Below are 13,229 nucleotides of genomic sequence, written 5' to 3'. Positions count from 1 at the left end.
GACCGCCGAGGGACGCTCCACAGACGGCTCATAGGAATCTCTCGATACTCGAAGACGTGACCATCTCCCAGCCTGCAGCAGCCCCGCGCCTCACGCGTGCCGACGGATCCCCGTTGCGCATCCTCGTCGTCGACGACGAAGCCAGCCTCACCGACCTCCTGTCCATGGCACTCCGCTACGAGGGCTGGGACGTCAAGAGCGCCAACGGCGGCCAGGACGCACTGACCACGGCACGCGAGTGGAAGCCGGACGCGATGGTGCTCGACGTGATGATGCCGGACCTCGACGGGCTGCAGGTGCTCAGCCGCCTCCGTCAGAACAACGACGACACGCCGGTGCTGTTCCTCACCGCGAAGGACTCCGTCGAGGACCGCGTCACCGGACTCACGGCGGGCGGCGACGACTACGTCACGAAGCCGTTCTCGCTCGAAGAGGTCGTGGCGCGGCTGCGGGGCCTCATCCGCCGATCGCAGATCTCGATCTCCGAGGCCGGGGACTCACGCATCGTCGTGGGTGACCTGGTGCTCGACGAGGAGTCGTACGAGGTCTCCCGCGCCGGGCGGCCGATCGAGCTGACCGCCACCGAGTTCGAGCTCCTCCGCTTCCTCATGCGCAACCCCCGCCGCGTGCTGTCGAAGGCGCAGATCCTCGACCGCGTGTGGTCCTACGACTTCGGTGGCAAGTCCAGCGTCGTCGAGATCTACATCTCCTACCTGCGCAAGAAGATCGACGCCGGGGAGACCCCGATGATCCACACCGTGCGTGGCGTCGGGTACGTCATCAAGCCGACCTCCTGAGGTCCGCGTCCATGACCCTGCGCCGCCGGCTCGTCCTGAGCATCGTCGCCCTCGTCGTCGCCGTCAGCGCGGTGATCGGGGCGGGGAGCATCATCGCGCTCGCGTCCATCCAGACCGGCGCGATCGACGGGCAGCTGTCGAAGGCGACGAACCGCGCCAGCACCAAGTTCGGCGAGGGACAGCAGAACCCGAACGGGCAGCGTCCGAACGACGACGCGCTCCAGCCCCTCGGGCAGGCCGCGGGCACGCTCACCGCCTACTACTTCTCGGGCGGGGGAGCCGGCGGCATCGTGCTCACCGAGGACAGCTCCCGCCTGCAGCTCTCGTCCGCGCAGCTCGCCCGGCTCGGGCAGGTCAAGGTCGGGGTGGCGCCGGCCACGATGGACCTCGGCGGCTCGCTCGGGAAGTACCGTGTCGCGGCGGTGCAGGTCGACAACCCGGTCTTCGGCGCCGCGGTCCTCGTCGTCGGGCTCCCGATGTCGCCGGTCTACGAGAGCGTCTGGTCACTGCTCCTCGTGGTCCTCATCGTCGTCGTGGCAGCGCTCGTCGCCGGATCCGTCGTGGCCGCCGTCGTCGTCCGCCGATCACTCCGACCGCTCGAGCGGGTCGCGGAGACGGCGTCGTCGGTGGCCCGCATGCCCCTCGACCGCAGCACCGCGCTGGACGACGTCCGTGTACCGGACGCCGACCCCCGCACCGAGGTCGGCCGGGTCGGTGCCGCGTTCAACCGCATGCTCGGCCACATCGCCGGCGCCATGCAGGCACGCGAACGATCGGAGCAGAAGGTCCGGCAGTTCGTCGCGGACGCCTCGCACGAACTCCGCACGCCGCTCGCCTCCGTGCGCGGCTACGCCGAGTTGACCCGACGGATGGGCGCTGACCTGCCGCAGGACGTCGTCTACGCCATGAGCCGGATCGAGTCCGAGTCGAAGCGCATGACGAGCATGGTCGAGGACCTGCTGCTCCTCGCCCGGCTCGACGAGGGCCGCGAGATCCAGTTCGACGACGTCGACCTGACCGGCCTCGTGCTCGACGCGGTGAACGACGCGCACGCCGCATCGCCCGAGCACCCGATCGAGATGGACGTGCCGTCGACGCCGGTCGTCGTCGCCGGGGACGCCGCGCGGCTGCACCAGGTCATCGTGAACCTCGTCACGAACGCCCGGACCCACACGCCGGACGGCACCCGGATCACCGTCGGGCTCGCCGGACGCGGCGACGGTGTGGACCTGACCGTGCGGGACACCGGGCAGGGCATCGACCCGGAGTTCCTGCCGAAGCTGTTCGAGCGGTTCGCCCGAGCGGACAGCTCACGCTCCCGGACCGCGGGGTCGACGGGGCTCGGGCTCGCCATCGTCGACGCGGTCGTGCAGGCGCACGGCGGGTCCGTCGAGGTGACGAGCGAGCCGGGCGACACCGTCTTCACGGTGCACCTGCCGACGGAGCAGGCGCATGCGTCGGAGGCCGGCGCGGCTCCTGCCGTCCCCGACCCGGCTGCTGGCCCCGACCCGGCTGCTGTTCCGGATCCGGCTGCTCCTGCGCAGCAGGACCCGGCGGAGGCCGCCTGGTCGGACGTCCCCGACCGCGGGTAGGGAACCGCTGGTGCACCGGACGGGAGGCGCGGTGCCAGCCCGCACCGCGCCTCCCGTCCGTCGTTTGGTGCCGTCCACTGCATCTGGTACAGTTCTCGAAGCCAAAGACCGCCGGTTGTCCGTGTGCTCGCACACGGACCGAAGGTCCTCACTCGTGAGGCAGCCCGCGCAGGTGTTCCGAACCACTCCTCTCGTTCGCGGGGGAGCAGCTCCGAGCCTCTGCGCCGGAGCTTTTTTCATGTGTGGTGGACCTGGGGCTACCCGGCAAGACACCCCCAAGGAGAACCATGGCGAACAAGGAAGCTGCGGTCGCCGAGCTCACGGAGTCCTTCCGGAGCTCGAACGCCGTTCTGCTCACCGAGTACCGCGGTCTCACGGTCGCGCAGCTCAAGGAGCTCCGCACGTCGATCCGTGAGCACGCCACGTACGCCGTGGTGAAGAACACGCTGACCAAGATCGCGGCGAACAACGCCGGCATCACGTCGTTCGACGACGAGCTCGCCGGTCCGTCCGCTCTCGCCTTCGTCCACGGTGACACCGTCGCCGTCGCGAAGTCGCTGCGTGCATTCGCCAAGGCGAACCCCGAGCTCGTGGTGAAGGGTGGTTACTTCGACGGTAACCCGCTCTCCGCGACCGAGGTGGACAAGCTCGCCGACCTCGAGTCCCGTGAAGTCCTGCTCGGCAAGCTCGCCGGCGCCTTCAAGGCCTCGCTGTTCGGTGCTGCGTACCTGTTCAACGCACCCCTCTCGCAGGCCGTCCGCACGGTGGACGCCCTCCGCGAGAAGCAGGAGTCCGCGGCCTGATCGGGCACGCGTTCCACAACCACACCACGCATCAGTAAGTAGTAGGAGACAATCATGGCGAAGCTTTCGCAGGACGAGCTCATCGAGGCCTTCAAGGAGCTCACGCTCATCGAGCTCTCGGACTTCGTGAAGAAGTTCGAAGAGGTCTTCGAGGTCACCGCGGCCGCTCCGGTCGCCGCTGCCGCCCCGGCCGCTGCCGGCGCCCCGGCCGAGGCTGCTGAGGAGAAGTCGGAGTTCGACGTCGTCCTCAAGTCCGCTGGTGACAAGAAGATCCAGGTCATCAAGGAGGTCCGTGGCCTCACGTCGCTCGGCCTCGGCGAGGCCAAGGCGCTCGTCGAGACCGCTGACGCCAAGATCCTCGAGGGTGTCAACAAGGAGACGGCCGACAAGGCGAAGGAGGCCCTCGAGGCCGCCGGCGCCACGATCGAGCTCGCGTAGTCTCGACCGTTCGGTCACGAAGGCCGCTGCCCCTCGGGGCGGCGGCCTTCGTCGCGTGCGGGGCGGCGGGGAGGCGGCGCGGCGGCCGCTGCCGCTGCCGCGAGTCTCGGGCTGGCCGACAGTTCTCGCGCTCCGAAGCCCGAGAACTGTCGCTGAGGGCGAGTCTCGGGGGCGGCTTGCCGAGACTCGGGTCGTCAGATCACAACGGAGTGCTGGCGGAACAGGGTCCGGAGGCGCTCCGGATCGACGAGGTGCCACCAGGTCGGACGCACGACGGTCCGGACGTCGGGGAGCGACCGGAGCCGATCCTCGCGGATCTTCTCCTGCCAGACGGCGTCGGAGGGAGTTCTGCCGGCCAACATCTGTGTGTCGGAGTACTTCTGCTTGCCGTCGAACTCGACCACGACACCGAGCTCGGGGAACCAGAAGTCCACACGGTCCACCACGCCGTCACGGTGCCTGAACTCCTGCTGGACCACGGGGCGTGGGAGGCCGAGTTCGACCATCCGGATCGAGGCGTACGACTCGCCGGCTGACTCGTGTCCGGGGTCGAGCGCGGCGGCCACGGTGCGCGAACGGACGGAGCCGCGTCGGGGCCCTGGCGGCAGGGCTCCAGCGAAGACGTCCACCCCGAGCGCACCGGTCCGGACGGCGTGGTCGATGGCCACTGCTGCGACCGCAGGTTCCAGCGTTGCCGCAAGGTCGAGCGCGGTCTGCAGGACGGTCGTGATCGGCACTCCGCCAAGGGTCGCTCGACCGCACGCCGGCGTCCCGGCATGCCGCACGAGGTGCGCGCGGTGCTCGGTCCTGATGGTGGCCCCGTCCGTCACGTGGACCCGGTCCGGCGGTCGGCCGATGAACGGCCACCCGTACGCTATCGCGGCGGTGACGTGGGAGAACGCGGCGGACCTCCGGACGGACGGGGCGACCGCCCTCGCGAGGAGGACGTGCTGATCGACGGGATCCAGCCGCTCCCACCGTCGTGACTCGACGTACACGCCCTGGGCGAGCCGGACGAGCTGACCGGCGCGGTGTCTCCGTTGCAGGGAACGGTCGCCGCCGGGGTCGTGGCCGGTCGCGCGGAGGAGGATTGGTGCCTGGGTTTCCATGACCGCATCGTTGCCGGACGGAGGCAACGTCAGGCCGGGCTCGAGCTCACGTGTGGATGTTCTGCCGCGCCTCCCGGCATGTGGACGAGTCTCGTGGCGGACGTGACGAGACTCGGTCTGGGCGACACTTCTCGCGCCTCAGAGCGCGAGAAGTGTCGCCCAGCGCGAGACTCGGGTCCCGGCCGGCGCGGCCGGCGCGGCCGGCGCCGCGCGGCCGGCCGCGTCAGCGCAGCGTGCTGTGGCGGCGGCCGTAGGCCAGGTAGAGCAGCGCGCCGGCGACCATCCAGACGCCGAACGCGATCCAGGTCCCGACGCCGAGGAACACCGCGAGCAGCACGCAGCACAGCGCGCCGAGGATCGGCACGACGGGGAACAGCGGCACCCGGTACGAGCGCTCGAGCGTCGGCTGGGTGCGACGGAGCACGATGACGGACACGTTCACGAGGGCGAACGCCACGAGGGTGCCGATGCTCGTCGCGTCGGCGAGCTCCCCGAGCGGCACGAGCGCGGCGACGATCGTCACGACGACGCCGATGATGAGTGTGTTGGCGACCGGCGTCCCGGTGCGGCGGGAGACCCGACCGAACACCTTCGGCACGAGGCCGTCGCGCGCCATGGTCAGCAGGATGCGGGTCTGTCCGTAGAGCACGGTGAGCACGACGCTCGCGATCGCGATGACCGCCCCGATCGAGAACACCAGCGCCACGAGCGGCTGCCCGGTGACGTCGACGACGATCCGCACGAGCGACGCCTCCGACGAGGAGAACGACGTCCACGACCGGGCCCCGATCGCGGCGATCGCCACCAGGATGTACAGCGCCGTGATGAGGGCGATCGAGCCGATGATCGCGCGGGGGAGGTCACGGCGGGGGTTCTTCGCCTCCTCGCCCGCGGTCGAGGCGGCGTCGAAGCCGATGTACGAGAAGAAGAGCCTCGACGCGGCGGCCGTGACACCCGCGGCACCCATCGGGGCGAGCGGCTCGAAGTTCTGCGCCCGGAACGCCGAGAACGCCACGATGACGAAGAACACCAACAGGGCGATCTTCACGACGACCATGAGCGTGTTCACCCACGCGCTCTCGCGGGCGCCGGGCAGCAGGATCGCCGTGGCGAGCAGCACCAGCACCGCCGCCGGCAGGTTGACGACGCCGCCGTCGCCCGGAGGTGCCGACAGCGCCTGCGGCAGGTGCAGCCCGAACACGCGCAGCGTCTCGTCGACGTACTCGCTCGCGCCGACCGCGACGGCTGCGACGGACACCGCGTACTCGAGGACCAGGCACCAGCCGCACACCCAGGCGATGCCCTCGCCCATGGTCGCGTAGGTGTACGAGTAGCTCGACCCGGAGGTGGGCACGGCTCCGGCCATCTCGGCGTACGACAGCGCCGACAGCAGCGCGGCCACGCCGGCGAGGACGAACGAGATCCACACCGCGGGCCCGGCGAGGGGCACGGCGGTCCCGAGCACGACGAGGATTCCGGTACCGAGGGTGGCGCCGACGCTGATCATCGTGAGGTGCCACACACCGAGCGACCGACGCAGTGGTTCGCCGTTCACACCCGTCGCGGCTTCGGCCTGCAGCACTTCGATCGGCTTCCGCCGTGCCAGCTGCGAGCGGAGGGACGTGGGGCGGGTGGGCGCGGACGTCATGGAACCTCGGGTGGTGCGGGGAAGGGGACGGGAAATGGTCGCATGCCCCCTGAACAGGGTCAAATGTGCCGGTGCCCTCGATGTCCGCGCTCGGGGCTAGGTTTGCAGCATGGGCAGGAGCGACGCGTCGTGAGCATGGGCGGCGGGATGCGCGGCGGCGGCATGCGCGGTGGTCGCATCTCCAGCGGCGACTACGCAGCGCAGAAGGCCGCGAACGCCGAGGCGCCACGGATCCCGCACCTGCTGCGGCGGATCTCGGGGCTGTTCGTCCCGCACCGCAACGCGATCCTCCTGACGGTCGTGCTCGTCCTCGTCGGCGCGGCGATCTCGGTGATCCCGCCGCTGCTCACCCAGCGCGCCTTCGACGAGGGCCTCTTCCCGAAGGGCGGCGGCGGCCCGGACCTCCCCGTCCTGTACCTGCTCGTCGGGGCCATGGTCGCGCTCTGGATCGCGAGCGCCGGCGTCGGCGTCTGGCAGACGTACCTGACCGCCACCGTCGGCAACAAGGTCATGGGCTCCATGCGCATGCGCCTGTTCGGGCACCTCCAGCGCATGGAGCTGGCGTTCTTCACCCGCACCAAGACCGGCGTGATCCAGTCCCGTCTGCAGAACGACGTCGGTGGCGTCGCCAGCGTGCTGAACAACACGATCTCGTCGGTGCTCGGCAACACCGTGACCGTGATCGCCGCGGTCGTCGCGATGGTGCTGCTGAGCTGGCAGATGACGATCGTCGCGGTGGTCCTGCTGCCGCTGCTCGTGATCGCACAGCGCCGGGTGGGCCAGGTGCGCGCCCGCATCGCGGCGGAGACGCAGGAGTCGCTGTCCGACATGACCGCGATCACCCAGGAGGCGCTCAGCGTCTCCGGCATCCTGCTCGCCAAGAGCTTCAACCAGCAGCGCAGCGAGACGCAGCGCTACGGCGCCGAGAACCGGAACCAGATCCGGCTGCAGGTGCGTCAGCAGATGTCCGGGCAGTGGTTCTTCGCGATCGTGCAGATCTTCCTCTCGATCATCCCGGCGATCATCTACGTCGTCGCCGCCTACCTCATCCTCGGCGACGTGCCGGTCACGGCGGGCACGATCGTCGCGTTCACGACCGTGCAGTCTCGCCTGCTCTTCCCGACCGTGGGGCTGCTCCGCGTGGTGCTCGACCTGCAGACGTCGGGGGCCCTGTTCGCCCGCATCTTCGAGTACCTCGACCTGCAGCCCGCGATCACCGACTCCGCGACGGCGAAACCGGTGGACGAGTCCCGCGTGGGGCACGTGGCGTTCGACGACGTGACGTTCACCTACCCGGACGGCGAGCCGGACAAGCCGACCCTCCGCGGGGTCTCGTTCGAGCTGCAGCCCGGCCAGTTCGCCGCCTTCGTGGGACCGTCGGGAGCGGGCAAGACGACCGTGTCGTACCTCGTCCCGCGACTGTACGAGGCGACCTCGGGATCGGTGCGGTTCGCCGGGCAGGACGTGCGGGACCTGGTGCACGAGGACCTCATGCGGCACGTCGGCATCGTCAGCCAGGAGACCTACCTCTTCCACGCCTCCATCCGTGACAACCTCCGCTACGCGAAGCCGGACGCCACCGACGCCGAACTCGAGGCGGCGGCGCGCGCAGCGAACATCCACGAGACGATCGCCTCCTTCCCCGACGCGTACGACACCATCGTCGGGGAGCGCGGGTACCGCCTGTCCGGCGGCGAGAAGCAGCGCATCGCGATCGCGCGGGTGCTGCTCAAGGACCCGCCGGTGCTCGTGCTCGACGAGGCGACGAGCGCCCTCGACTCCATCTCCGAGCGCGTCGTGCAGACCGCGCTCGACACCGCCGCCGCAGGTCGCACCACCATCTCGATCGCGCACCGCCTGTCGACGATCCGCGACGCCGACGTCATCTTCGTCCTCGACCACGGACGGATCGTCGAGCAGGGCACCCACGACGACCTGCTCGCGCGCGAGGGGGTCTACGCGACGCTGCACCACCAGCAGAACGCCCCCGCCGACGCCGTCGGCAGCTGACCCGGCCCGAGACATCGGGGGCAACGGAACCAGCGGTCGCCGGAGCACGCCGCCTAGACTCGACGGCGTGCGTTACGCGAACTCCGTCGTCGACCTCGTCGGCGACACCCCGCTCGTCAAGCTCAACCGGGTGACCGAGGGGGTCCGTGCGACCGTCCTCGTGAAGGTCGAGTACCTCAACCCCGGCGGCTCCTCGAAGGACCGGATCGCCACGCGGATCATCGACGCCGCCGAGGCCTCGGGCGACCTGCGGCCCGGTGGAACGATCGTCGAGCCCACCTCGGGCAACACCGGCGTCGGGCTGGCCCTCGTCGCCCAGCAGCGCGGCTACCGGTGCGTGTTCGTGCTGCCCGACAAGGTCGGCGAGGACAAGCGGAACGTGCTCACGGCCTACGGCGCCGAGATCGTCGTGACGCCGACCGCCGTGCCGCCGGAGCACCCCGAGTCCTACTACTCGGTGTCCGACCGGCTCGTGCGGGAGATCCCCGGCGCGTACAAGCCGAACCAGTACGCGAACCCCAACGGCCCCCGCAGCCACTACGAGACCACCGGTCCGGAGATCTGGCGGGACACCGAGCAGCGCATCACGCACTTCGTCGCGGGCGTCGGCACCGGCGGCACGATCTCGGGGACCGGACGCTTCCTGAAGGAGGCGTCCGAGGGCCGGGTCCGGATCGTCGGCGCGGACCCCGAGGGCTCCGTCTACTCCGGCGGCACCGGTCGGCCGTACCTCGTCGAGGGCGTGGGTGAGGACTTCTGGCCCGGTGCCTACGACGCCGACGTCCCGGACGAGATCATCGCCGTGTCGGACGCCGACTCGTTCGCGATGACCCGGCGCCTCGCACGCGAGGAAGGGCTCCTGGTGGGCGGCTCGAGCGGCATGGCGGTCGTCGCCGCGTTGCGCGCCGCTCGCGACCTCACGGAGGACGACGTCGTCGTGGTGCTCCTCCCGGACGGCGGCCGCGGCTACCTCGGCAAGATCTTCAACGACCGGTGGATGCGCTCCTACGGCTTCGCCGAGACCGACGACGAGCGCACGGTCGGATCGCTCATCGCGGGCAAGGACGGCCGCCTGCCGGACCTCGTGCACGCGCACCCGGCGGACACGGTGCGCGAGGTCGTCGACATCATGACGAAGTACGGCGTCTCGCAGATGCCCGTGCTCAGCGCGGAGCCGCCGGTCGTCATCGGCGAGGTCGTCGGCGCCGTCGAGGAGAAGGCGCTGCTCGAGCAGGTCTTCACCGGCGCCGCGAAGATGGCGGACGCCCTGTCCGGCTTCGTGGGGGAGCCGCTGCCGCTCATCGGCGTCGGGGAGTCGGTCTCGGCCGCCCGTCGCGCGCTGGAGACGGTCGACGCGCTCCTCGTCGTCGAGGACGGCAAGCCGGTCACCGTGCTCACCCGGCACGACCTGCTCACCTACCTGTCCGAGTGACCCCGACCCCCGATCAAGGAACGCAGCCAGCATGACCGAGTTCAGCACCCGTGCCGTCCACTCCGGCCAGGAGCCCGACGGACCGACCGGCGCCGTCATCCCGCCGATCCACCTCACCTCCACCTACGTGCAGGACGGCATCGGCGGGATGCGCAACGGGTACGAGTACTCCCGCGCCGGCAACCCGACGCGCGACTCGCTGCAGACGCTCCTCGCCGACCTCGACGGCGGGGTGGCGGCGTACTCGTTCGCGTCCGGCCTCGCGGCGGAGGACGCGCTGCTCCGTGCCTCCCTCGCCCCCGGAGCCCGCGTGGTCATGGGCAACGACGTGTACGGCGGCACGCACCGGCTCGTGAGCCGCCTGCACGTGCCGTGGGGTGTCGAGCTCGTGGTCGTCGACATGAGCGACCTCGACCAGGTCCGCGGTGCGCTCGAGGGCGCTCCCGCCCAGACGCTGCTCTGGGTCGAGACGCCGACGAACCCCCTCATGAAGATCGCCGACATCGCCGCGCTCGCCACCCTCGGGCACGAGTCGGGTGCGCTCGTGGTGGTCGACAACACCTTCGCCTCGCCGTACCTCCAGCAGCCGCTCTCCCTCGGCGCCGACGTGGTCGTGTACTCGACCACGAAGTACCTCGGCGGACACTCGGACGTCGTCGGTGGCGCGGTGGTGCTCGCGGACGAGGAACTCGCGGCGAAGGTGCAGTTCCTGCAGTTCGGCGCGGGGGCGATCTCCTCGCCGTTCGACGCGTTCCTGACCACCCGCGGCATCAAGACCCTCGCGGTCCGGATGGAGCGCCACTCGCAGAACGCGCAGGCGGTCGCCGAAGCGCTCGTCGCGGCGCCCGGAGTGGAGCGCGTCTACTACCCGGGCCTCGCCGACCACCCCGGGCACGACGTGGCCGCTCGCCAGATGCGCGGCTTCGGCGGCATGCTCTCGGTGGCGCTGACCGGCGGTGCCGCGGCAGCGCGGCGGTTCGCGGAGTCGACCGAGCTCTTCGCGCTCGCCGAGTCGCTCGGTGGGGTGGAATCGCTCATCGGCTACCCCTCCGAGATGACCCACGCGTCCGTCCGGGGCACGGAGCTCGCGGTGCCGGAGAACGTCGTGCGCCTCTCGGTCGGCATCGAGGACGCCGGCGACCTCGTCGCGGACCTGCAGCAGGCGCTCGCGCGCTGACGCGACGGACGGGAGGCGCGCACCGGCGCCGCACCGCGCCTCCCGTCCGTCCTGCCGTCGCGTCGGTGGTGGGCCTACGATGACACGGTGAGCACCACGGGGACGAGGACCAGTCTGTTCAGCGGCCCGTACGCGCTCGCCACGATCGGCATGGTCGCGATCGTCGCCGTGGCGGCGTTCCAGAACCTGGCGATGACGACCGTCATGCCGGAGATCAGCCGTGACCTCGACGGCGAGAGCCTCTACGCGCTCGCCTTCGCGGCACCCCTCGCCGCCGGCGTCCCGGGGATGGTGCTCGCCGGCAACTGGACGGACCGCGCCGGCGGACGGATCGTCGCGTGGGTCTCGGCCGTCCTCTTCGCCGTCGGCACCGCCGTCGTGATGACCGCGCCGACGATGGGGGTGTTCCTGGCGGGCCGGCTGATCGAGGGGTTCGGGGCCGGAGCGATCGACGTCGTCCTCTACGTGCTCGTCGCCCGCATCTTCCCGGCGGACCTGCACGGGCCGGTGTTCGCCGGGTTCGCGGCTGCGTGGGTGGTGCCGGCGTTGATCGGCCCGGCGCTCGCCGGCATCGTGACCGACGTGTGGAACTGGCACTGGGTGTTCGCCGGAGCGCTCGTGATCGCCCTCGGTGCCTTCGCCCTGCTCGTGCCGACCCTCGGACGCGTGCACCCGCCCGCGGTCGAGCTCCGGCCCCCGTGGCAGCGCGCGAGGATCGGCTGGTCGGTCGGCGCCGCGCTCGCGATCCTGCTCCTCAACATCGCACCCGACCTCGGGCCGTGGCCGCGCGTCGTCGCCGTGGTGGTCGGACTCGTGGGCACGTGGTTCGCGCTGCGCCCGCTGCTGCCCACCGGGACGTTCCGCGCCGCGCCCGGGCTGCCGTCGGTGATCCTGCTCCGGGGGCTCGTCGCCGCGTCCTTCTTCGGCAGCGAGGCCTACGTGCCCTTCCTGCTGCAGTCCGAGGACGGCCTGTCCGCCTCGGCAGCGGGGCTCGCCCTGACCGTCGCGGCGCTCAGCTGGGCGGGGGCGAGCTGGCTGCACGGCCGCATCGGGGAAGACCGCCTGACCGCCGGCAGGACCTTCGGTATCGGGCTGGGGCTCGTGCTCGTCAGCCTCCTCACCGCGCTGGCCGTGGCGTCGCTCGGTCTGCCGTGGTGGACGCTCGTCGCCGGGTGGTTCGTCGGCGGAGCAGGCATGGGGGCGATCTACCCACGGACCTCGATGCTCACGCTCCGGTTCTCGGGCGAGGGCGACGACGGCTTCGCGAGCTCGGCGCTCACCATCGCGGACGCGGCCGGCAGCGTCATCGGCCTGGCCGTCACCGGGCTGCTGTTCATCGGCACGGGCGGTGCCGACGGACCGGTGTCGTTCCCGCTCGTGTTCGGCGGCATGACCGTCATCGCGCTGCTCGCCACCGTCGCCGTGCGTCGCCTCGGACCGGTCCCGGACGCGCCCGCCCTCCCCGACGCGGTGCCCAGTGCGCCGTCCGGAACCGCCGCGGGCGGGTAGCGTGTCGGCCGTGTCCCTCCGCATCGCCGTCGTCGCCGTGGTCGTCGGCGCCGCGCTCGCCCTCACCGGCTGCCAGGGCACGACCTCCGTCGCGCCGACGCCGGTGCAGAGCAGCGACCTGACGAGTTCCGACGGCGGCTTCGACCAGAACGCGGTCGTCGGCGTGGTGTTGCTCGCCGCCGCGGCCACCCCCGGGCCGACCTCCGGCGGCGTGCCCCTCTCCGACCGGTTCGAGCGGGACCTCACGGCCGCGGGCTTCCGACCGGACGTGCGGGTCGCGGGAGCCGCGGATCCGGCCGGCGACCAGCGGACCGCGGTCCGTCAGGCAGTGCGGGCCGGAGCGAAGGTGCTGCTCGTCGAGGCCGCCGACCCGGCGGCGCTGAGCGGCGACATCCAGTACGCCCACGACGCGGGCGTGGTCGTCGTCGCGCTCGGGGACCCGCTCCCGACCGCGAACACCGGGGGCGACGGTGTCTCGGCCGACTACCGCGTGCAGGGCATGGACTCCGACGCCGCCACGGCCGCACGTGCGACCGCGGTGGTCCTGTCCCTCCAGCGCGGCGAGAAGCCCGCACGCGGGTGAGCGCACCGTCGGCGTCCTCCGCAAGGGGCAGCGACGGGTTCAGGGCGGGCGTCCAGCTGCCCGGAGGTACCCCGCCTGCGCAGCGGGTCGTCCGCTGAGCAGAGCGACAGCTTCGGCCCCCGAACGGGTGA

At 71.3% G+C, this 13,229-nt stretch carries 11 protein-coding genes; 9 read left to right on the top strand and 2 right to left on the bottom strand.

Translation table 11 applies throughout. The features are described from left to right. Positions 1–56: 56 nt before the first annotated feature. From ACTJKO_RS09385 to rplL, 4 genes are all read left to right on the top strand, one after another. Complete coding sequence (locus ACTJKO_RS09385) at positions 57–797, top strand: response regulator transcription factor (protein WP_290131238.1); 741 nt, start codon at positions 57–59, stop codon at positions 795–797. 11 nt (positions 798–808) lie between these two features. Beyond that, on the top strand, positions 809–2,389 hold the full coding sequence (locus ACTJKO_RS09380) for a sensor histidine kinase (protein WP_440687969.1): 1,581 nt from the start codon (positions 809–811) through the stop codon (positions 2,387–2,389). Positions 2,390–2,676: 287 nt separating this feature from the next. After that, entirely contained in the window at positions 2,677–3,192 is a 516-nt protein-coding gene (gene rplJ / locus ACTJKO_RS09375; protein ID WP_440687967.1) for a 50S ribosomal protein L10, read from the top strand. Between the two features lie 54 nt (positions 3,193–3,246). Beyond that, a complete protein-coding gene (gene rplL / locus ACTJKO_RS09370) occupies positions 3,247–3,630 on the top strand; it encodes a 50S ribosomal protein L7/L12 (protein WP_022907351.1) in 384 nt (127 codons plus the stop codon). A 194-nt stretch (positions 3,631–3,824) separates the two neighbouring features. On the opposite strand, the gene ACTJKO_RS09365 is transcribed toward rplL, so the two are convergent. Both ACTJKO_RS09365 and ACTJKO_RS09360 read right to left on the bottom strand, forming a co-directional pair. Further along, positions 3,825–4,739 carry a hypothetical protein gene (locus ACTJKO_RS09365; RefSeq protein WP_440687965.1) on the bottom strand — a complete coding sequence of 305 codons (915 nt, stop codon included), beginning with the start codon at positions 4,737–4,739 and terminating at the stop codon, positions 3,825–3,827. Between the two features lie 223 nt (positions 4,740–4,962). Continuing rightward, entirely contained in the window at positions 4,963–6,387 is a 1,425-nt protein-coding gene (locus ACTJKO_RS09360; RefSeq protein ID WP_440687963.1) for an amino acid permease, read from the bottom strand. 135 nt (positions 6,388–6,522) lie between these two features. On the opposite strand from ACTJKO_RS09360, the gene ACTJKO_RS09355 reads away from it, so the two are divergent. The 5 genes from ACTJKO_RS09355 to ACTJKO_RS09335 all read left to right on the top strand — a co-directional run bounded on the left by ACTJKO_RS09355 (position 6,523) and on the right by ACTJKO_RS09335 (position 13,098). Next, positions 6,523–8,397: an ABC transporter ATP-binding protein gene (locus ACTJKO_RS09355; RefSeq protein WP_440688018.1), complete on the top strand. Its 1,875-nt coding sequence runs from the start codon at positions 6,523–6,525 to the stop codon at positions 8,395–8,397. 67 nt (positions 8,398–8,464) lie between these two features. After that, on the top strand, positions 8,465–9,829 hold the full coding sequence (locus ACTJKO_RS09350) for a cystathionine beta-synthase (protein ID WP_440687961.1): 1,365 nt from the start codon (positions 8,465–8,467) through the stop codon (positions 9,827–9,829). Positions 9,830–9,860: 31 nt separating this feature from the next. Beyond that, positions 9,861–11,006 carry a cystathionine gamma-synthase gene (locus ACTJKO_RS09345; protein ID WP_440687959.1) on the top strand — a complete coding sequence of 382 codons (1,146 nt, stop codon included), beginning with the start codon at positions 9,861–9,863 and terminating at the stop codon, positions 11,004–11,006. 87 nt (positions 11,007–11,093) lie between these two features. Beyond that, the gene (locus ACTJKO_RS09340; RefSeq protein WP_440687957.1) at positions 11,094–12,515 is read left to right on the top strand and encodes an MFS transporter; all 1,422 of its coding nucleotides are present in this window, start codon (positions 11,094–11,096) and stop codon (positions 12,513–12,515) included. 10 nt (positions 12,516–12,525) lie between these two features. After that, the gene (locus tag ACTJKO_RS09335) at positions 12,526–13,098 is read left to right on the top strand and encodes a hypothetical protein (RefSeq protein WP_440687955.1); all 573 of its coding nucleotides are present in this window, start codon (positions 12,526–12,528) and stop codon (positions 13,096–13,098) included. Positions 13,099–13,229: the final 131 nt, after the last annotated feature.

It is taken from the genome of Curtobacterium sp. 22159 (genome assembly GCF_052045775.1).
GTDB lineage: Bacteria > Actinomycetota > Actinomycetes > Actinomycetales > Microbacteriaceae > Curtobacterium.
The sequence above is the reverse complement of the archived record's forward strand: the minus strand, read 5'-3'. Positions and strand labels throughout refer to the sequence as shown.